Below are 17,867 nucleotides of genomic sequence, written 5' to 3'. Positions count from 1 at the left end.
CTGCTGTCGTGTCCGGCGTGATGCGCGGGGCGCCATTAAGCCGCTCCGGCGTCGCAAACGGCGCGACATGTAGGTGAACAGTGACGGAGTGCGCAGGATAGCGTGAACGCAGGCCCTCACGCGGCGTCGCGTGGGTGATTTTCCCTATACGTGAATTCAGGTGGGAGTCGGTGCGCGCTGCCTACGGTCGCCGTGTCGCGAAGAAATGGCGACATCCACGTTCATGCCGCGTCTCGCGCAGCACGCCGTGGAATCCCCCGAAGACCTGCAGGAGATAGGACATGCGCAAGATTCTTTTCACCGCGACGATCGCTGGCGCCCTGATGGCGCCCGTCGCCAACGCCCAGGTGGGCGTCAACCTTGGTGGCGCCGGCAACGTCGGCGTCGGCGTGGGAAGTGGTGCCGGTGGCATCAATGTCGGTGCTGGCGGCAGTGGTAGCGGCCTGATCAACACCGGAGCGGTCTCCCGTTCCGCGACCCGTGCCCGCGAACGTGCACAGGCGCGTGCGGAAGCCGCCAGGCAGGCGGCCGCGGAAACGCGCGGCAGCGTGGTCAGTGGCGTCGCGCAGGACGCGAACGGCGCTGCAAGCGGCGGCGCCCAGGCGGCCGGCCAGGTAGGTGCGGACGGGAGCGCCGTGGCCCGTTCGGGCGCCCAGGCGACCAGCAATGCCGCGCCGCAGGCGGTCGAGTCGGTCGATGGCAACGCGAATGCGGCCAGCCACTCGATGCTGGGTGCGTCCGTGGACGCGGATTCGGGCACGGTCGGGGTCCAGGCTTCGAACGCTACCGCCACGAACGCCAGCACCCACGCAGGCCGGAAGCACCATAAGGCGCCGGCCGGAAAGGCCAAGCCCAAGCCCGAAACCGCGGAGAACGGTGGCGATATCCGCTGATCAGCGGGTTGCACCGATGACGCAAACGCAGGCGCCCGGTTTACCGGGCGTTTGCTTTGCGGTGACCCGGTTCAGGCTGGGCTGCAATGTTTCCGGCTAAGTTGGCGCGTGTCGCACGGCCCCTTGGCCGCGCAGCGGATACTCGGAGGACCTGATGGCCATGCGCAAAGCACTGCTTCCCACCCTGATTGCGGCCCTGCTCGCCGCGCCGCTGGCGTTTGCACAGGCAGCTAATCCGCCTTCGAAGCAGGACAAGGACGCGAAAGCCTCGACCACCACGACCCAGAAGGCCGCATCTGGAAAGGACCAGAAGGCGCAGGACCAGAAGGCCGACCAGAAGGCGCCCGCCCGCAAGCCCTCCCAGCCTGCCCCGGAAGAACAGCCGGACGAGCCCGAGGAAGACGGTCGCTAGGCCTACGCAGACGCCGTCTGCTCCAGAAAAACGCCCCGCCCGCCGGGGCGTTCTGCTATCCGGGCTCTGAAGGCTGCCCGGCAAACTGCAGTGAACGCGGTCCGATAGGCGTCAAACCACGGCGATTGCCGATCTACCTCGCTCCGGACCAGCCACTTCGCCTCCCGTCAAGCTCGCCCCGGCGGTCGCCAATCTGTAAACTGTGGCTTTCCGGGAGCCCGCTTCCCCATGACCCCCCAAAATTCCATAACGCCGCTCGTCTTCGTCACAGGCGGTGTGGTGTCTTCGCTTGGCAAAGGCATCGCCGCTGCCTCACTGGCCGCCATCCTCGAAGCGCGCGGTCTGCGCGTGACGATGATGAAGCTCGACCCCTACATCAACGTCGATCCGGGCACGATGAGCCCGTTCCAGCACGGTGAGGTCTACGTCACCGACGACGGCGCCGAAACCGACCTGGACCTGGGCCACTACGAACGCTTCCTGCGCACGCGCCTGTCCGGCAAGAACTCGATCACCACCGGCAAGATCTACGAGTCGGTGATCCGCAAGGAGCGCCGCGGCGACTACCTCGGCGGCACCGTGCAGGTGATCCCGCACATCACCGACGAGATCAAGCGTCGCATCGACGAGGCCACCGCCGGATACGACGTCGGTCTGGTCGAGATCGGCGGCACCGTCGGCGACATCGAGTCGCTGCCGTTCCTCGAGGCGATCCGCCAGATCCGCACCGAACGCGGCCAGGACAAGGCGCTGTTCATGCACCTCACCCTGGTGCCGTTCATTGCTGCCGCCGGCGAGCTCAAGACCAAGCCGACCCAGCATTCGGTGAAGGAACTGCGCTCGATCGGTATCCAGCCGGACGTGCTGCTGTGCCGCAGCGAACAGCCGCTGCCCGATGGCGAGCGCCGCAAGATCGCGCTGTTCACCAACGTCTCGGAAAAAGCGGTGATTTCCGCGGTCGACCTGGACAACATCTACAAGATCCCGGAATGGCTGCACCAGCAGCAGCTCGACCAGATCGTGGTGGAGCGTCTTCGCCTGGACGGCAAGGCCAAGGCCGAAGCCGACCTGTCGGAATGGAACGCCGTCGTCGATGCCGCCGAGCATCCGGTCGACGAGGTGACGATCGCCGTGGTCGGCAAGTACATCGACCACCAGGACGCCTACAAGTCGCTGGCCGAAGCGCTCAAGCACGGCGGTCTGCGCCAGCGCACCAAGGTCAAGCTGAAGTGGCTGGAATCCACCGAGATCGAGCAGGACGGCGCGAAGGCGCTGGAAGGCGTCGATGGCATCCTCGTGCCGGGCGGCTTCGGTGACCGCGGTTTCGAAGGCAAGGTGCGGACCGCGCAGTACGCACGCGAAAGCGGCATGCCGTATTTCGGCATCTGCTACGGCATGCAGGCGGCGGTGGTCGATTACGCCCGCAACGTGCTCGGCCTGGCCGACGCCAACAGCACGGAAAACAACAAGCAGTCGCAGCATCCGGTGATCGGCCTGATCACCGAGTGGCGCACTGCCACCGGCGATGTCGAGCGCCGCAGCGAAGAAAGCGACCTTGGCGGTACCATGCGCCTGGGCCTGCAGGACCAGCGCATCAAGCCCGGCACGCTCGCCCGCGAGCTGTATGGCAAGGATGTCGTCGGCGAGCGTCATCGCCATCGCTACGAGTTCAACAACCGCTACCTCAACCAGCTCGAGAACGCCGGTCTCGTCATCAGCGCGAAGTCGATGGACGAGACGCTGGTGGAAATGGTCGAGCTGCCGCGTGCGAAGCACCCGTGGTTCCTGGCCTGCCAGGCGCACCCGGAATTCCTGTCCACGCCGCGCGATGGCCATCCGTTGTTCATCGGATTCATCCGCGCAGCGCGTGAGCACAAGGCACAAGCGGGTGGCCGCCTGCTGAAGGAAGCGAACGCATGAAGCTGTGTGGATTCGAGGTCGGCCTCGACAAGCCGTTCTTCCTGATTGCCGGCCCGTGCGTGATCGAGTCGATGCAGCTGCAGCTCGACACCGCCGGCACGCTGAAGGAAATCACCAGCGAGCTCGGCATCCCCTTCATCTTCAAGTCCAGCTTCGACAAGGCCAACCGCACCTCGGGTTCTGCGTTCCGCGGGCCTGGGTTGGAGGAAGGATTGAAGGTGCTGGGCGAGGTGAAGCGCCAGCTCGACCTGCCGGTGCTCACCGACGTGCACGAATACACGCCGATGAATGAAGTCGCGAGCGTGGTCGACGTGCTGCAGACGCCGGCGTTCCTGTGTCGCCAGACCGACTTCATCCAGAATGTGGCCCGCGCCGGCAAACCGGTGAACATCAAGAAGGGCCAGTTCCTGTCGCCGTGGGAAATGAAGCACGTCGCCGAGAAGGCGCTGGCGACCGGCAACACCGACATCATGGTCTGCGAGCGCGGCGCGAGCTTCGGCTACAACAATCTTGTCAGCGACATGCGCTCGCTGAGCGTGATGCGCGATACCGGCTGCCCGGTCGTGTTCGATGCGACGCATTCGGTGCAGCTGCCCGGCGGCGCCGGCGGCAAGAGCGGTGGCCAGCGCGAGTTCGTGCCGGTGTTGTCGCGTGCCGCGATGGCGGTGGGCATCAGCGGCATCTTCATGGAAACGCATCCGCGTCCCGAAGAAGCGCTGAGCGACGGCCCGAACGCGTGGCCGCTGCCGAAAATGCGCGCGCTGCTGGAAACGCTGCTCGAGATCGACCGCATCACCAAGAAGAACGGCTTCCTCGAATCGGCAACGTAGGGCGGGTCTTGACCCGCCACTGCCGGATAGAAAACGGCGGGTTGAAACCCGTCCTACAACTTCAACCAGACTCCCCAAACCGATGACCACGATCGCCAAGATCCACGCCCGCGAAATCCTCGACAGCCGCGGCAATCCGACCCTTGAGGCCGAAGTCACCCTGAGTGACGGTAGCTTTGGCCGCGCGATGGTGCCGTCGGGCGCCTCCACCGGTACCAAGGAAGCCGTCGAACTGCGCGATGGCGACAAGACGCGCTACCTCGGCAAGGGCGTGCGCAAGGCGGTCGACAACGTCAACACGACGATTGCTTCGGCGCTCACCGGCTTTGATGCCGCCGACCAGACCGGCTTCGACAAGCGGCTGATCGACCTCGACGGTACCGAGAACAAGGGCCGCCTGGGCGCCAACGCGCTGCTCGGCGTTTCGCTGGCCAACGCGCATGCCGTCGCCGCGTCGAAGAAGATGCCGCTGTGGCAGCACCTGGCCAACGGTCGCGAGGCCGTGCTGCCGGTGCCGATGATGAACATCATCAACGGCGGCGCGCACGCCGATAACAACGTCGACCTGCAGGAATTCATGATCCTGCCGGTGGGCGTGAACAATTTCGCCGAAGCGCTGCGCGCCGGCACCGAGGTGTTCCACGCGCTGAAGTCGGTGCTCAAGGGCCGCGGCCTGAGCACGTCGGTGGGCGACGAAGGCGGCTTTGCGCCGGACCTGCGCTCGAACGAAGAGGCGCTGGAAACGATCCTGGAAGCGATAGGCAAGGCTGGCTACAAGGCCGGCGAAGACATCCTGCTCGGCCTCGACGTCGCTTCCAGCGAGTTCTTCGAGAACGGCAAGTACAACCTCACCGGCGAAGGCAAGCGCCTGACGTCGGAGCAGTTCGTCGACTTCCTTGCCAACTGGTGCACGCAGTACCCGATCATCACCATCGAGGACGGCATGTCCGAGCACGACTGGGTCGGCTGGAAGCTGCTGACCGACCGCATCGGCAGCAAGGTGCAGCTGGTAGGCGACGATCTGTTCGTCACCAACCCGAAGATCTTCCAGGAAGGCATCGACCAGGGCGTCGCCAACGCGATCCTGATCAAGGTCAACCAGATCGGCACGCTGACCGAGACGCTGGAGGCCATCGCGATGGCCGACGCCAACCGCTACGCGGCGATCGTCTCGCACCGCTCCGGCGAAACCGAAGACACCACCATCGCCGACATCGCCGTCGCCACCACGGCGACGCAGATCAAGACCGGCTCGCTTTGCCGCAGCGACCGCGTGGCCAAGTACAACCAGCTGCTGCGCATCGAGGAAGCCCTCGGTGCCGCCGCGAAGTACGCCGGTCGCGATGCTTTCGTCTCGCTGAAGCGCTGAGGCGAGCCCGGGAATGCGTTGGCTGCCGCTCCAAGTTGGCCGACTCCTGCTGGTGGTGCTGCTCGCGCTACTCGCATTCCTGCAGTACCGCCTGTGGTGGGGCGAGGGTGGCCGCCGGTCGGTGGCCGCCCTGGACCAGCAGGTGCAGCAGCAGAAGCACCAGAACGAAGGCCTGCAGCAGCGCAACGCTGCGCTGGCTGCGGAAGTCGAGGACCTCAAGTCCGGCGAGGCCGCCGTCGAGGAGCGCGCGCGCAGCGAGCTGGGCATGATCAAGCCGGGCGAGACGTTCTACCGCGTCGTTGAACCCGAAGGCGCAGTCAATACGCAGACCGATGCGAAGCCCGCGGAGGGCACGTCGCCTGAAAGCGGGCAAGCGCAATGAATGACTCGGGAATCTGGGCGGTGATCCCGGCGGCGGGACGCGGCACCCGGTTCGGTGGTGATGTTCCCAAGCAGTACCTGCACGCCGCGGGGAAGCCGCTGATCCAGCACGCGTTGGAGGCGCTGCTCGCCCACCCGCGAGTGGCCGGCGCGATGGTCGCACTCGCCGTCGATGACGCGCATTGGCCGGGGTGGGATCGACTGCATTCCAAACCGGTCCTGCGTTGCGAGGGCGGCGGCGAGCGCGCCGACTCGGTCCTGGCCGCGTTGCGCGCCCTGCCGCACGACGTCGGCGACGATGCCCTGGTGCTGGTGCATGACGCCGCGCGACCCAACCTGCGTGGCGCGGACATCGAGCGCCTTGTAGCGGCTGCGCAGGCGAACGCGGACGGCGCCATCCTGGCCGCACCGGTACGCGACACCCTCAAGCGGGCCGACGCGGCAACACGGATCGTCGCGACGCAATCGCGCGATGGTTTGTGGCGCGCGCTGACGCCGCAGGCATTCCGTCGGGGTGCGTTGACGGCTGCACTGGAAAACGCGCGCACTGCAGGCGTCGTCGTCACCGACGAAGCCATGGCGATGGAGCGCATGGGTGCCAGTCCGCAACTCGTCGAAGGCCGCGAGGACAACATCAAGGTCACCACGCCCGCCGACCTGATGTTGGTAGAGTTCCTGCTGTCAGGCAACAGGTAGCGACGAAGGAATGAATATCCGCATCGGCCAGGGTTTCGACGTTCACGCGTTTGGCGACGGCGACCACGTCGTCCTGGGCGGGGTGCGTGTCGCCCATGACCGTGGCGTGGTGGCGCATTCCGATGGCGACGTGGTGCTCCATGCGCTGTGCGACGCGATGCTCGGCGCGCTGGCGCTGGGCGACATCGGTCAGCATTTCCCGCCTTCCGATCCGCAGTGGAAGGGCGCCGACAGCCGGGCTTTCCTGCGTCATTGCAATGCGCTGGTCGCCGATCGCGGCTGGCGCGTCGGCAACTGCGACGTCACCGTGGTCTGCGAGCGGCCGAAGGTCGGGCCCCACGCGGAGGCGATGCGCGAAACCATCGCAACCGATCTTGGAGTCGCCGTGGACGCGGTGAGCATCAAGGCCACCACCAGCGAGAAGCTCGGCTTCACCGGCCGTGGCGAAGGCATTGCCGCGCAGGCGATCGTGCTACTGCTCGCACCGTAAGCGCGGCCGCGCCGTGCGCGCCGCGAATCACCCAGGGCGCCGCGCCGGATGCATTGGCCCCGGTCCCTCAGGAATCCAACCTTGAACGACACCCAGACTTTGCCCCGCGCCCATGGCGACGCCGTGCTCGCCGCGCAGATGCGCGCCACGCCGGAGGACTTCCTCGTCGAGGAAATTCCCGCGTTCGAGGCCAGCGGCAGCGGCGAACACCTGCTACTGACCATCGAGAAGCGCGGCATGAACACTGCCTACGCCGCGAAGCTGCTGGCGCAGTGGGCGCGCATCCCGGAAATGGGCGTCAGCTACGCCGGCCTGAAGGACCGGCACGCGGTCACGCGTCAGCGCTTCACCGTGCATCTGCCAAAGAAGGTCGCCCCCGACCTCGCAGCGCTCGAATCGCCCGAGTTGAAGGTGCTGGAACACGCCTGGCATTCGCGCAAGCTGCCGCGCGGCGCGCTGGCCGGCAACCGCTTCGAGCTCGCGTTGCGCGACGCGCGCGGCGACCGGGACGCCATCGAGAACCGCCTCCAGGCCATCGCCGAACGCGGCGTCCCCAACTATTTCGGCGAGCAGCGCTTTGGTCGCGACGGCGACAACGTCGCCAATGCGCTGGCGATGTTCGCCGGCCGTCGTGTGCGCCGCGAGCAGCGCACGATTTTCCTGTCGGCGGCGCGGTCCGAGCTGTTCAACCGCGCGCTGGCACAGCGCGTCCGCGACCGGAACTGGGACCAGGCGCTGGAAGGCGAGGTCTGGGCGCTCGACGGCAGCCGCAGCGTATTCGGCCCCGAGCCATTCAATGACGAACTGGCGAAGCGCCTGGTCGACTTCGACATCCATCCCACCGGCCCGCTGTGGGGGCGCGGCGAGCTGCGCACTCGCGCGCAGGTGGCCGACATCGAAAACGCGGCCGCCGCCGATGATGATGCGGTTGCGTTGCGCAATGGGCTCGCCGCGGCCGGGCTGGAGCAGGAGCGTCGCGCGCTGCGGCTGCGTCCGCAGGACCTGGCCTGGAGCTGGTTGGACGACACTTCACTGCAGCTGCGATTCGCGCTTCCCCCGGGGGCCTATGCGACGGTAGTGCTGATGGAACTTGGCGAAATCGGCGCGTCCAGCAGGCAATGACACGCCGTTCGTCGGAAATGCACTAGAGGCACTGGCTGCCCGAATCGGCGGGCGTATACCGGAATTGCACTCGACGCGTGCCGGGTGTCGATAGCGCGGCGCACCGCGCCGAGTTTGCCGTCGAGGTGCCACATGAACGCACCAATCACTGCGGCAGTGCTGTTGTCGACCCTGATGTTGTCTGCGTGCGCAAGCATGGAAGAGAAATCGGCGAACGTTCAACCGCGCAAGGTTTCGTCCGTCCTGGACGACAACTACGTGACGCGGGTGGAAACCATTGCGCGCCGGCGCGGTATCCAGGTCGTCTGGGTCAATCCGCCCCAAAAGTCCGTCAACGAATCGGAGGAACCGAAATGAAGACCGTGATCCGGCTTTCTGTCCTCTCGCTTGTCGTCGCCATGCTCGGCGCATGCGCGACCAGCGGCGAGGCCACCACCTACCAGCCCACCAAGTTCCCGAAGTACCGCTACGTCCAGGACACCGAGTACATCAAGTACTACGAGAGGACGGCACAACGCCGTAATTTCGTGCACGTGAACTGGGTCAATCCGCCGATGAAGCGGGTCGCCGTCCAGGAGGGTGACGAGTAATACCTGCTCAGCGCCGTCGCGACGGCGGCGCGAGCAGCACCAGCACCGCTCCGGTGCCGCCCTGTGCGGGCGGCGCGGAGTGGAAGGCCAGCACGTCCGCCCGCTGCCGCAGCAGGCGGTCGACGAGGTTCTTCAGCACCGGCATGTCGCGACTGGCGATGCCGCCCGGTGCGTGCAGGCCTTTCCCGTGCAGTCCCTTCCCATGGATCACCCGCACGCAGCCCAGGCCGTGGTCGCGGGCATCGTGGATGAACGCGCGCAGCAGGGCTTCTGCTTGTCGCGCATCCGCGCCATGCAGGTCCAGCTCCTCCTGCGCTGATATCTCGCCACGCCGCAGTCGCTGGAAAGCGCGCGGCGGGATCGAGTCCTGCCGATAAGACAGCGCATCGCCGGATTCGAGCAGTTGCGCGTCCAGAGCGTGCCTGAATTCCTCACGCGCAGCGGCTTCGTCGCGCTCGGCCATCCCGGCCCGCGGACGGGGCTTGGGCGACGAAGGCGGCGGTGCGGCTTCGGGCAGGCGCCGTACTGGCCCGATGGCCGCGCGGAACAGTTCGGAATCGTCGTCTTTGCCGGACTTCATCGGTCCAGCGTAGCGCGGCGTCTGCGCTTTGTAGAGCGGACTTTGTAGAGACTCGTGGAGCGCGGCGACGTCGCCGCCGCCCTCTTTGCAAGCCGTCGCAGGGTTGCCATCAGCCAGCGCATTCAGGCGCTGCCCGCGCGGAATCGCTTTTGGCGGGCGGTGTGGAGGCATCGGCTATCATGGGGCTCGTTCCTTGGGTCCCCACTGCATCCTCAATGCGCGTTCTGGTCAGTAACGACGACGGCGTAGACGCCCCCGGCATCCGGATCCTCGCCGCAGGCCTGCGTGATGCCGGTCACGACGTCGTGCTGGTCGCGCCTGACCGCGACCGCTCCGGCGCCAGCAATTCGCTCACCCTCGACATGCCCGTGCGCGTGGTCCAGGTGGATGAACGGACCTGGCGCGTACACGGCACGCCCACCGACTGCGTCCACGTGGCCATCACCGGCATGCTGGAGTCCGAGCCCGACATCGTCGTGTCCGGCATCAACAACACCGCCAACCTGGGCGACGACGTGATCTATTCGGGCACCGTGGCCGCCGCGATGGAGGGTCGTTTCCTCGGCTTGCCGGCCGTGGCCATGTCGCTGGTGACGTCCGACCACGTCGGTCGCCATTACGAAACCGCCGCGCGTGCCGCCGCCGAGATCATCGCGCGGCTCAAGGCCGATCCCCTGCCTGCCGACACCATCCTCAACGTCAACGTTCCCGACCTGCCGTGGGACGACCTGGCCGGCTTCGAAGTCACCCGCCTGGGCAACCGGCACCGCGCCGAACCCTGCGTGCCCCAGCGCGATCCGCGCGGCCGCCAATGGTGGTGGATCGGTCCGGCCGGTCCCGAGGCCGATTCCGGCGCCGGCACTGATTTCAACGCGGTACGCCGGGGCTTCATTTCCGTCACCCCGATCCACGTCGACCTGACCCGCTACCAGGCGTTGGAACAGGTCGCCAGCTGGGTGGGTGGCCTGGCCGCTTCGACCGGGAAGGCATCGTGATGATGCGGATGCGACTTCAACCTGAAGCGATCGGGCAGGGCATGACCTCGCAGCGCGTGCGCGACCGCCTGGTCGAGCGGCTGCGCGAGAACGGCATCCGCGACGAACGCGTGCTCAATGCCATCCGGACCGTGCCGCGCCACCTGTTCGTCGACGAGGCGCTCGCCACGCGCGCCTACGAGGACACCGCGCTGCCGATCGGCCAGGGCCAGACCATTTCGCAGCCGTGGGTGGTCGCGAAGATGACCGAAGCCGTGCTGGAAGGCGCGCCGAAGAAGGTGCTCGAAATCGGCACCGGTTCCGGCTACCAGGCCGCGGTGCTGGCGGCGCTCGGACTGGAAGTCCACACGGTGGAACGCATTGGCGAACTGTTGCGCACCGCGCGCAAGCGTTTCCGCACGCTGGGCATGAACATCCGCAGCAAGCACGACGATGGGCGCATCGGTTGGCCGGAGAACGGGCCGTTCGACGCGATCATCGTCACCGCTGCCGCGCCGGCGCTGGTGGACGCACTCACCGCGCAGCTGGCGCCGGGCGGTAACCTGGTCGCACCGGTAGGTGGTGCGTCTTCGCAATCGCTGATGAAACTGCACAAGGACGCCGACGGTCAGGTCACCCAGGAGGTGATGGCGCCGGTGGTGTTCGTGCCGCTCCTTTCCGGGATGGTCGATTGAAGATCTTTGGTCCGCTCTACGAACGCGCCATTGGCTGGGCGCGCCACCGCCATGCACCGGCCTACCTCACCGGGTTGAGTTTCGTCGAGGCGATCATCTTTCCGGTGATGCCCGAGGTCATGCTCGCGCCGATGTGCGTGGGCAAGCCGAAAAGCGGATTCTGGTTCGCGACCCTCAGCCTGGCGGGCTCCATGGCCGGCGCGCTCGTGGGATACGCGCTGGGTCACTACGCCTTCGAGGCGATCAAGCCGCTGTTCGCCGCGCTGGGCATGCTGCATGGCATCGAATCGGGCATCGCGATCGTGCAGGCGAAGATGGCCGAATCGCCCTGGGCTGTATTCACCTTCCTGGTGGTCGGCGGATTCATGCCGATTCCGATGAAGGTGTTCACCTGGGCGTCGGGCATCGTCGGCGTACCCTTGCTGCAATATTTCCTCAGCATGTTGATTGGGCGTGGCAAGCGCGTCTACCTGCTCGCGGCCGCGATCCGCATTGGCGGTCCACGCGCGGAGGAAACGCTTCGCCGTTACATCGAACCCATCGGCTGGGCCGCGATCGCCCTGCTTGCAGCGGCGGTGATCTGGTTGGTCTGGCACACACAGCAAAGCGCATGACGAAGACGACAAACTGGGCGTACATCGCAATCCCGATGCTGGCCAGCCTTGCATTGGCGGCGTGCAGCAGCACGACCGTGGTCCGCAAGTCCGGCGTTTCGCCCGCGCAACCGCGCGTGTCGACGCCGAAATACGGCGCGAACACGGTCGTCCAGCGCGGCGACACGCTCTATGGCATCGCCTTCCGCAACGGCGTGGACGTGCGCGACCTGGCGCAATGGAACGGCATCAGCGCGCCGTACACGATCTATCCCGGCCAGCGGCTTCGCCTGTATCCGGGCAAGGCAGCTGCGCCGGTTGCGACGCGGCCTGCGGCTGCGCCTACACGCGTGCCCGCGACGACAACTTCGCCGCCGCATGCGACCGCGACGGGCCCGGCCAGCACAGGCCCGGCCGCAACCGGCGCCGCCACTGCATCGCCATCAAGCACGCCTGCGCCGCCCGCGCCGGTGCCGTCGACGCCAGTCGCCAGCGGCCTGGATTGGCGTTGGCCGGTCGACGGTCAGCTGATCTCGCGCTTTGTCGCGGGTGAGCCGACGAAGCAGGGCATCGACGTCGCCGGCGAGAGCGGTACCGCAGTGAAGGCCGCAGCTGATGGCGTCGTCGTGTACTCGGGTTCCGGCCTGGTGGGCTACGGCGAGCTCGTCATCGTCAAGCACAACGACGCGTGGCTGTCCGCCTACGGCCACAACCGCGCGCGCATGGTCAACGAAGGCGCGATCGTGAAGGCTGGCCAGCAGATCGCGGTGATGGGTCGCACCGGCGCGCCGCGCGAGATGCTGCACTTCGAGATCCGCTACAACGGCAAGCCGGTGGATCCGCTGGTCTATCTGCCCAAGCGTTGATCGGGCATCAACGCGACGCGCGTCGGTGTTTCAAGGCGCGCCGCCCTTCTCAAGCGTGATGCAAAGCGAACTGCCGCGACGATGGTCGCCGCCCCAGGTGCGGAAACCTGACGTGTCGACGTGGATCCGCGTCGCGGAATAGAACCCGAGCCCGAATCCCACGCGGGCACCGTATCGACGCCAGTAGTCGCACAAACGTGCCACGCCGCCAGCGTCGCCGGCGATGTCGAAATCCAGCGCGTTGTTGCGAAGGTGTCGGCTCTGCGGGCTTCCACCGTTGCAGCGATTGACGTGCTCGTTGCGCCATCCGGAAGCGACGATCGGTTGCCGGATCGCTCCCGCCGCCATGAGATCACGGACCAGTGCCAGCGTCGGCACGATGGACGACCAGTCCTTGCGTGGGGGGAGGCTGAATTCGTCCATGTCACAACGTTGCCAGCGGCGTCCGCTTCGCAGCAGCTGTTCCATCGGAACCACGTCGCCGGCACCTCGATTGCGCAGGTAGCCGTTGTAGGCCGCGACCGGTTCGCGATGCCCGGCGGAAAGCCAGCGTTCGTAGCGTTCGTGTGGCGTCGGCGCGCGGGCGCATGTGCAGACGGCAGTCATGGCGCCAATGGCGAGGACTGCACGGATGACGCCTCGAGCGGCAATTGGGAAGATCGGGCGCGCGATCACGCCGCCGCGTTGAGGATGAAACCTGCAACCACGCGGCGCGCCTCACTCGCAAGCACGTTGAACGTGCGCGCGGCCGCCGCATTGCTCATTACTTCGATCCCTATGCCGCGCCCCAGGCAGGCTGCCATCACGTCGGCGCCGGGAAACACCTGTGTGGCGCCGGTGCCGAGGAGGATCACTTCCGGGTCCAGTGCCAGCAGCGGAGCGAAGTCCTCAGCGGTCAGCGAACGCGCGTCGCTGGGTGCCCAGTGCTCGACCAGCGTGTCCGGTGAGAGGATGAAACTGGCGAACAGCTGGCGATCGTTGACCACCGCGATGCGGCCGTCGGCGCCGCGCAGCAGGAATTCGTGGTCGGGGTGTTCAAGATTCAGCTGCATCGGGAAAAGTGGACTGGAGACCTGAAGAAGCTGTCATCCCGAGGGTAGCGAGGAACCTGTCGTCGGAGCGGGAATGCGGGTTGCTCGCTTCCCTGCGGACGAAGGAGTGCCGCTTTCGTTCCGATCCCGGGTTTCGTACGCCAGTCAGGCGCGCGGCAGGACGATGTGCCGCTTGTCCTTGCTGGGCCGGTACAGCACCGCCGTGTGGCCGATGCGCTGCACCAGGGCAGCCTCGGCGCGCTCGGCGATCTGGTCGATCATGGCGTCGCGGGCCTCGCGATCCTCGGCGGCCACCTTGATCTTGATCAGCTCGTGGTGCTCGAGCGCCAGGTCGACTTCGGCAACGAGCGCATCGGTGATGCCCTTGCCACCCACCTGCAGCATCGCCTTGAGGTCATGCGCCTGTCCACGCAGGAAGCGGGTCTGGGCGGAGGTCAGGACGGTCGGCATGCGGATCACGGGCAGGGTGGAACGGGCGTGCAGGGTATCATGGCGTCCCCCGCATCCAGTCCGGCCAGAGGCCGACAGACCCCTTGGCCACCCGCAGCAAAAGCAGCCAACGCTGGCTCAAGGAGCATTTCTCCGACCCCTTCGTGAAGAAGGCGCAGGCCGAAGGCCTGCGTTCGCGTGCGGCCTACAAGCTGGAAGAGCTGGTCGAGCGCGATCGCCTGCTCAAGCCGGGCATGGTCGTGGTCGACCTGGGCGCCGCCCCCGGCGGCTGGTCCCAATGGGTCCGGCAGGCGCTGGGGAGCAAGGGGCGGGTGATCGCGCTGGACATCCTGGACATGCCGGGACTGGCCGGGGTCGAGTTCCTTCATGGGGATTTCAGGGAGGATGCGGTCCTATCCCAGCTGGAAGCCACATTGGATGGCCAGCTTGTGGACCTTGTCCTGTCCGACATGGCCCCCAATATGAGTGGCGTGGACGGGGTCGACCTGCCGCGGGCCATGCATCTGGCGGAACTGGCGATGGACTTCGCCGACAACCACCTGCGCCCCGGCGGTACGTTCCTGATCAAGCTGTTCCAGGGCGTTGGCTTTGACGAATACGTGCGCGATCTGCGCCGTCGTTATGCCAAGGTCGTGATCCGCAAGCCGGCAGCCTCGCGCAAGCGGTCGCCGGAGGTGTACGCGCTGGCGCAGGGCAAGCTGGCGCAGATGAAGTAGAAGAAGTTAGTTCTGGACAACCTCGCGCACGATGCGCAGCAACATCCACGAAGGCGATCGAAGCAACGCATGAACGACCTGGCCAAAAATCTGCTGCTCTGGGTGATCGTCGCCGTCGTGCTGATGGTCGTTTTCAATGCGTTCGGGCCGCACGCCGGCCTTGGCAGCGTCGCGTCGGGCGAGATCACCTACTCGCAGTTCCTCAAGGACGTCGACGGCAACCGCATCAAGTCCGTCGAATACACCGACGACACCAACCTGTCCGTCAACGTGCTGCACTTCAAGCGCGGCGACGGTTCCGAGGGCGTGACCAACGGTCCGTCGGACGCGTACCTGATCAAGGAACTGCTCGACCACAACGTCGAGATCGTGCGCAAGCCGCCGGAAACCGGTCCGTCGCTGCTGTCCATCATCTTCAACCTGCTGCCGATCCTGCTGATCGTCGGGTTCTGGATCTTCGTCATGCGGCAGATGCAGCAGGGCGGGAGCAAGGGCGCGATGAGCTTTGGCAAGTCGCGCGCCAAGATGCAGGGCGAAGACCAGGTCAAGGTCACCTTCGCCGACGTCGCCGGTTGCGATGAAGCGAAGGAAGAGGTGCAGGAGCTGGTCGAGTTCCTGCGCGATCCCGGCAAGTTCCAGAAGCTGGGCGGCAAGATTCCGCGCGGCGTGCTGATGGTCGGCCCGCCGGGTACCGGCAAGACGCTGCTCGCGCGTGCCATCGCCGGCGAAGCCAAGGTGCCGTTCTTCTCGATCTCCGGTTCGGACTTCGTCGAGATGTTCGTCGGCGTCGGCGCCAGCCGCGTGCGCGACATGTTCGAGCAGGCCAAGAAGCACGCGCCGTGCATCATCTTCATCGACGAAATCGACGCGGTCGGCCGCCATCGCGGTGCGGGCCTGGGCGGCGGCCATGACGAACGCGAACAGACGCTCAACCAGCTGCTGGTCGAGATGGACGGTTTCGAAGGTGGCGAAGGCGTGATCGTGATTGCCGCGACCAACCGCCCGGACGTGCTGGATCCGGCGCTGCTGCGTCCGGGCCGCTTCGACCGCCAGGTCGTGGTCGGACTGCCTGACGTGAAGGGTCGCGAGCAGATCCTGCGCGTGCACATGCGCAAGCTGCCGCTGGCCGATGACGTGGTGCCGATGACCATCGCGCGCGGCACGCCGGGCTTCAGTGGTGCCGACCTGGCCAACCTCTGCAACGAGGCCGCGCTGTTTGCTGCGCGCGACAACGGCAAGGAAGTGCGCATGGATCACTTCGACCGCGCGCGCGACAAGATCATGATGGGCACCGAGAACCGCTCGATGGCCATGAGCGAGGAAGAGAAGCGCAATACCGCCTTCCACGAAGCTGGCCACGCCATCGTCGGACGCCTGGTGCCGGACCACGACCCGGTTTACAAGGTCACCATCATTCCGCGTGGCCGCGCGCTCGGCGTGACCATGTACCTGCCGGAAGGCGACCGCTACAGCTACAACAAGATCAACATCGAGAGCCGCCTGTGCTCGCTGTATGGCGGGCGCGTGGCCGAGGAGCTGATCTTCGGCGCCGACATGGTCACCACCGGTGCCAGCAATGACATCGAACGCGCCACCAAGATGGCGCGCAACATGGTCACCAAGTGGGGGCTGTCCGAACTGGGTCCGATCACCTACGGCGAAGAAGAGGACGAAGTGTTCCTCGGTCGTTCGATCACCCAGCACAAGAACGTCTCCGACGAGACCGCGCGCAGGATCGACGAAGTCGTGCGCGGCATTCTCGACAACGCCTACGCGCGCAGCACGAAGATTCTCAAGGACAACCTCGACAAGCTGCATGCGATGGCCGAAGCGCTGCTGCTGTACGAGACCATCGACGCCAAGCAGATCGACGCGATCATGGAAGGCCGCGAACCGCCGCCGCCGGAAGGCTGGACCAAGACCGGCAACGGCAAGCCGGCTATCGCGCCGACGCTGCCGCCCATTGGTGGAGCTGCGGCACAGACGTAGGGGACGCTGGGAGCTTCGTCCGTTCGCCAAAAAAAAGAGAGGCCGAGGGGTGATTCCTTCGGCCTTTTGCTTTGTCTGGCGTCCGCCTTTGCTTCCTGTCATCCCGAGCGAAGCGAGGGACCTGCTTGTTGGTCGCTGTCGGGGGGCATTGGCCTGACATTGTCGGCCGCCGGCGCGGCATCATCAGTCAAGCATCCTGGTTGGACCGCGGGCCGGCCGGCACGGGATGACACAATGCGTCGGAGCCACCGACGGACTGCCCCGATGTTCGACACCACGACCACCCTCGATTGCAACGGCCGCATCCTCGTCCTGGATCGCGTGCGGGTCATGGGAATCGTCAACGTCACGCCGGACTCGTTTTCCGACGGTGGCGAGCATGCTTCGTTCGACGCCGCGGTCGCGCACGGGCTGCGGCTGGCGGAAGAGGGGGCTGACGTCCTCGACATCGGCGGCGAATCCACGCGCCCGGGCGCGGAAGATGTCGGCGTGGATGATGAGCTGCGCCGGGTGATCCCGGTGATCGAGCGGCTCGCGCGCGAGACAACGCTGTCCATCAGCGTCGATACCTCCAAGCCCGAGGTGATGCGCGCCGCTGTGCAGGCGGGCGCGGGCATGATCAACGACGTCCATGCCCTGCGCCGCGAAGGTGCCCTCGACGCCGCCGCGGCGCTGGGCGTTCCCGTAGTGCTGATGCACATGCAGGGCGAGCCGCGGTCGATGCAGGCCGATCCGCAGTACGACGACGTGGTGGCCGAGGTGCATCGCTTCCTCGCCGAGCGGATCTTCGCGGCCGAGATGGCCGGCATCGCCAAGAAGAAGATCCTGGTCGATCCGGGCTTTGGCTTCGGCAAGGCGCTTGCACACAACCTGGCGTTGCTGGCCCAACTGGAGCGCTTCACCGAGCTGGGTGTGCCGGTGCTGGCGGGACTTTCGCGCAAGAAGTCCATTGGTGAGCTCACTGGACGCCAGGACCCGCAGCTGCGCATCCATGGTTCGGTCGCGGCGCATCTGATCGCCGCGCAGCGCGGGGCACGCATCGTGCGCGTGCACGACGTGGCGGCCACGGTCGATGCGTTGAAGGTGTGGAGCGCCGTGGCCGAGGTTCCAATGCCGCGAGCGAAGGCGGGCGCTGCGACCATACGCTGGCCGGACGAGGATTGAAGTCCGGCGCTGTGGTCATTTCCTCGCCAATCCGGCTGTGGGCCGCATGAGGCGGGGCCTGCAGCGATCTGTCCACAGGTTTCCG

The 17,867-nt window shown here is 66.4% G+C and carries 22 protein-coding genes; 18 read left to right on the top strand and 4 right to left on the bottom strand.

The window, feature by feature from the left end; genetic code table 11:
• Positions 1 to 281 precede the first annotated feature (281 nt).
• From ACYVD7_RS13040 to ACYVD7_RS12990, 11 genes are all read left to right on the top strand, one after another.
• Positions 282 to 893 carry a hypothetical protein gene (locus ACYVD7_RS13040; RefSeq protein WP_460763977.1) on the top strand — a complete coding sequence of 204 codons (612 nt, stop codon included), beginning with the start codon at positions 282 to 284 and terminating at the stop codon, positions 891 to 893.
• A 154-nt stretch (positions 894 to 1,047) separates the two neighbouring features.
• Positions 1,048 to 1,305 carry a hypothetical protein gene (locus tag ACYVD7_RS13035; RefSeq protein WP_460763974.1) on the top strand — a complete coding sequence of 86 codons (258 nt, stop codon included), beginning with the start codon at positions 1,048 to 1,050 and terminating at the stop codon, positions 1,303 to 1,305.
• 246 nt (positions 1,306 to 1,551) lie between these two features.
• Positions 1,552 to 3,225 (top strand): CTP synthase, encoded by a 1,674-nt coding sequence (locus ACYVD7_RS13030; protein ID WP_460764238.1) that lies wholly within the window; start codon positions 1,552 to 1,554, stop codon positions 3,223 to 3,225.
• On the top strand, positions 3,222 to 4,055 hold the full coding sequence (kdsA, locus tag ACYVD7_RS13025; RefSeq protein WP_460763971.1) for a 3-deoxy-8-phosphooctulonate synthase: 834 nt from the start codon (positions 3,222 to 3,224) through the stop codon (positions 4,053 to 4,055). The genes ACYVD7_RS13030 and kdsA overlap by 4 nt, the downstream gene beginning before the upstream one ends.
• Positions 4,056 to 4,137: 82 nt before the next feature.
• Entirely contained in the window at positions 4,138 to 5,424 is a 1,287-nt protein-coding gene (eno, locus tag ACYVD7_RS13020; RefSeq protein ID WP_460763969.1) for a phosphopyruvate hydratase, read from the top strand.
• A gap of 13 nt (positions 5,425 to 5,437) precedes the next feature.
• Positions 5,438 to 5,806: a cell division protein FtsB gene (gene ftsB / locus ACYVD7_RS13015; protein WP_460763966.1), complete on the top strand. Its 369-nt coding sequence runs from the start codon at positions 5,438 to 5,440 to the stop codon at positions 5,804 to 5,806.
• Positions 5,803 to 6,501: a 2-C-methyl-D-erythritol 4-phosphate cytidylyltransferase gene (ispD, locus tag ACYVD7_RS13010; protein ID WP_460763964.1), complete on the top strand. Its 699-nt coding sequence runs from the start codon at positions 5,803 to 5,805 to the stop codon at positions 6,499 to 6,501. Before ftsB ends, ispD begins: the two co-directional genes overlap by 4 nt.
• 10 nt (positions 6,502 to 6,511) lie before the next feature.
• The gene (gene ispF / locus ACYVD7_RS13005; protein ID WP_460763961.1) at positions 6,512 to 6,991 is read left to right on the top strand and encodes a 2-C-methyl-D-erythritol 2,4-cyclodiphosphate synthase; all 480 of its coding nucleotides are present in this window, start codon (positions 6,512 to 6,514) and stop codon (positions 6,989 to 6,991) included.
• A gap of 81 nt (positions 6,992 to 7,072) precedes the next feature.
• Complete coding sequence (truD, locus tag ACYVD7_RS13000; RefSeq protein ID WP_460763958.1) at positions 7,073 to 8,113, top strand: tRNA pseudouridine(13) synthase TruD; 1,041 nt, start codon at positions 7,073 to 7,075, stop codon at positions 8,111 to 8,113.
• Between the two features lie 132 nt (positions 8,114 to 8,245).
• The gene (locus ACYVD7_RS12995; protein ID WP_460763955.1) at positions 8,246 to 8,470 is read left to right on the top strand and encodes a hypothetical protein; all 225 of its coding nucleotides are present in this window, start codon (positions 8,246 to 8,248) and stop codon (positions 8,468 to 8,470) included.
• Positions 8,467 to 8,703 carry a hypothetical protein gene (locus ACYVD7_RS12990; protein WP_460763952.1) on the top strand — a complete coding sequence of 79 codons (237 nt, stop codon included), beginning with the start codon at positions 8,467 to 8,469 and terminating at the stop codon, positions 8,701 to 8,703. The genes ACYVD7_RS12995 and ACYVD7_RS12990 overlap by 4 nt, the downstream gene beginning before the upstream one ends.
• A 7-nt stretch (positions 8,704 to 8,710) precedes the next feature.
• Here the strand turns inward: ACYVD7_RS12990 and ACYVD7_RS12985 are convergent, their stop codons facing one another.
• Positions 8,711 to 9,283: a Smr/MutS family protein gene (locus tag ACYVD7_RS12985; RefSeq protein ID WP_460763950.1), complete on the bottom strand. Its 573-nt coding sequence runs from the start codon at positions 9,281 to 9,283 to the stop codon at positions 8,711 to 8,713.
• A 215-nt stretch (positions 9,284 to 9,498) separates the two neighbouring features.
• Between ACYVD7_RS12985 and surE the strand changes: the two genes are divergently transcribed.
• Genes surE through ACYVD7_RS12965 form a run of 4 tightly spaced genes read left to right on the top strand, consistent with a single transcriptional unit; the run spans position 9,499 to position 12,411 of the window.
• Positions 9,499 to 10,278 carry a 5'/3'-nucleotidase SurE gene (gene surE, locus ACYVD7_RS12980; protein WP_460763948.1) on the top strand — a complete coding sequence of 260 codons (780 nt, stop codon included), beginning with the start codon at positions 9,499 to 9,501 and terminating at the stop codon, positions 10,276 to 10,278.
• A complete protein-coding gene (locus ACYVD7_RS12975; RefSeq protein ID WP_460763945.1) occupies positions 10,275 to 10,952 on the top strand; it encodes a protein-L-isoaspartate(D-aspartate) O-methyltransferase in 678 nt (225 codons plus the stop codon). Before surE ends, ACYVD7_RS12975 begins: the two co-directional genes overlap by 4 nt.
• Positions 10,949 to 11,566: a YqaA family protein gene (locus tag ACYVD7_RS12970; protein ID WP_460763943.1), complete on the top strand. Its 618-nt coding sequence runs from the start codon at positions 10,949 to 10,951 to the stop codon at positions 11,564 to 11,566. Before ACYVD7_RS12975 ends, ACYVD7_RS12970 begins: the two co-directional genes overlap by 4 nt.
• Positions 11,563 to 12,411 (top strand): peptidoglycan DD-metalloendopeptidase family protein, encoded by an 849-nt coding sequence (locus ACYVD7_RS12965; RefSeq protein ID WP_460763940.1) that lies wholly within the window; start codon positions 11,563 to 11,565, stop codon positions 12,409 to 12,411. Before ACYVD7_RS12970 ends, ACYVD7_RS12965 begins: the two co-directional genes overlap by 4 nt.
• Before the next feature lie 30 nt (positions 12,412 to 12,441).
• Here ACYVD7_RS12965 and ACYVD7_RS12960 read toward each other — a convergent pair whose 3' ends face one another.
• From ACYVD7_RS12960 to yhbY, 3 genes are all read right to left on the bottom strand, one after another.
• Positions 12,442 to 13,017 carry a D-Ala-D-Ala carboxypeptidase family metallohydrolase gene (locus ACYVD7_RS12960; RefSeq protein ID WP_460763938.1) on the bottom strand — a complete coding sequence of 192 codons (576 nt, stop codon included), beginning with the start codon at positions 13,015 to 13,017 and terminating at the stop codon, positions 12,442 to 12,444.
• Between the two features lie 65 nt (positions 13,018 to 13,082).
• A complete protein-coding gene (locus ACYVD7_RS12955; RefSeq protein WP_460763935.1) occupies positions 13,083 to 13,463 on the bottom strand; it encodes an Mth938-like domain-containing protein in 381 nt (126 codons plus the stop codon).
• A 144-nt stretch (positions 13,464 to 13,607) separates the two neighbouring features.
• Positions 13,608 to 13,913 carry a ribosome assembly RNA-binding protein YhbY gene (gene yhbY / locus ACYVD7_RS12950; RefSeq protein WP_460763932.1) on the bottom strand — a complete coding sequence of 102 codons (306 nt, stop codon included), beginning with the start codon at positions 13,911 to 13,913 and terminating at the stop codon, positions 13,608 to 13,610.
• Positions 13,914 to 13,996: 83 nt separating this feature from the next.
• Here yhbY and rlmE point away from each other — a divergent pair, with 83 nt between their 5' ends.
• The 3 genes from rlmE to folP all read left to right on the top strand — a co-directional run bounded on the left by rlmE (position 13,997) and on the right by folP (position 17,782).
• Complete coding sequence (gene rlmE, locus ACYVD7_RS12945) at positions 13,997 to 14,629, top strand: 23S rRNA (uridine(2552)-2'-O)-methyltransferase RlmE (protein ID WP_460763930.1); 633 nt, start codon at positions 13,997 to 13,999, stop codon at positions 14,627 to 14,629.
• Positions 14,630 to 14,698: 69 nt separating this feature from the next.
• Entirely contained in the window at positions 14,699 to 16,618 is a 1,920-nt protein-coding gene (gene ftsH / locus ACYVD7_RS12940) for an ATP-dependent zinc metalloprotease FtsH (RefSeq protein WP_460763928.1), read from the top strand.
• A gap of 264 nt (positions 16,619 to 16,882) precedes the next feature.
• The gene (gene folP / locus ACYVD7_RS12935) at positions 16,883 to 17,782 is read left to right on the top strand and encodes a dihydropteroate synthase (RefSeq protein WP_460764236.1); all 900 of its coding nucleotides are present in this window, start codon (positions 16,883 to 16,885) and stop codon (positions 17,780 to 17,782) included.
• Positions 17,783 to 17,867: the final 85 nt, after the last annotated feature.

The sequence above is a fragment of the Lysobacter fragariae genome, from assembly GCF_054779775.1.
The sequence above is the reverse complement of the archived record's forward strand: the minus strand, read 5'-3'. Positions and strand labels throughout refer to the sequence as shown.

Coding starts and splice junctions, on each gene's coding strand:
- folP (WP_460764236.1), top strand. CDS start 16,883: ATGTTCGACACCACGACCACCCTCGATTGCAACGGCCGCATCCTCGTC.
- ispD (WP_460763964.1), top strand. CDS start 5,803: ATGAATGACTCGGGAATCTGGGCGGTGATCCCGGCGGCGGGACGCGGC.
- ACYVD7_RS12995 (WP_460763955.1), top strand. CDS start 8,246: ATGAACGCACCAATCACTGCGGCAGTGCTGTTGTCGACCCTGATGTTG.
- ACYVD7_RS13035 (WP_460763974.1), top strand. CDS start 1,048: ATGGCCATGCGCAAAGCACTGCTTCCCACCCTGATTGCGGCCCTGCTC.
- ispF (WP_460763961.1), top strand. CDS start 6,512: ATGAATATCCGCATCGGCCAGGGTTTCGACGTTCACGCGTTTGGCGAC.
- ACYVD7_RS13040 (WP_460763977.1), top strand. CDS start 282: ATGCGCAAGATTCTTTTCACCGCGACGATCGCTGGCGCCCTGATGGCG.
- kdsA (WP_460763971.1), top strand. CDS start 3,222: ATGAAGCTGTGTGGATTCGAGGTCGGCCTCGACAAGCCGTTCTTCCTG.
- ftsH (WP_460763928.1), top strand. CDS start 14,699: ATGAACGACCTGGCCAAAAATCTGCTGCTCTGGGTGATCGTCGCCGTC.
- ftsB (WP_460763966.1), top strand. CDS start 5,438: ATGCGTTGGCTGCCGCTCCAAGTTGGCCGACTCCTGCTGGTGGTGCTG.
- ACYVD7_RS12965 (WP_460763940.1), top strand. CDS start 11,563: ATGACGAAGACGACAAACTGGGCGTACATCGCAATCCCGATGCTGGCC.
- ACYVD7_RS12985 (WP_460763950.1), bottom strand. CDS start 9,283: ATGAAGTCCGGCAAAGACGACGATTCCGAACTGTTCCGCGCGGCCATC.
- surE (WP_460763948.1), top strand. CDS start 9,499: ATGCGCGTTCTGGTCAGTAACGACGACGGCGTAGACGCCCCCGGCATC.
- eno (WP_460763969.1), top strand. CDS start 4,138: ATGACCACGATCGCCAAGATCCACGCCCGCGAAATCCTCGACAGCCGC.
- ACYVD7_RS12990 (WP_460763952.1), top strand. CDS start 8,467: ATGAAGACCGTGATCCGGCTTTCTGTCCTCTCGCTTGTCGTCGCCATG.
- ACYVD7_RS12955 (WP_460763935.1), bottom strand. CDS start 13,463: ATGCAGCTGAATCTTGAACACCCCGACCACGAATTCCTGCTGCGCGGC.
- yhbY (WP_460763932.1), bottom strand. CDS start 13,913: ATGCCGACCGTCCTGACCTCCGCCCAGACCCGCTTCCTGCGTGGACAG.
- ACYVD7_RS12960 (WP_460763938.1), bottom strand. CDS start 13,017: ATGACTGCCGTCTGCACATGCGCCCGCGCGCCGACGCCACACGAACGC.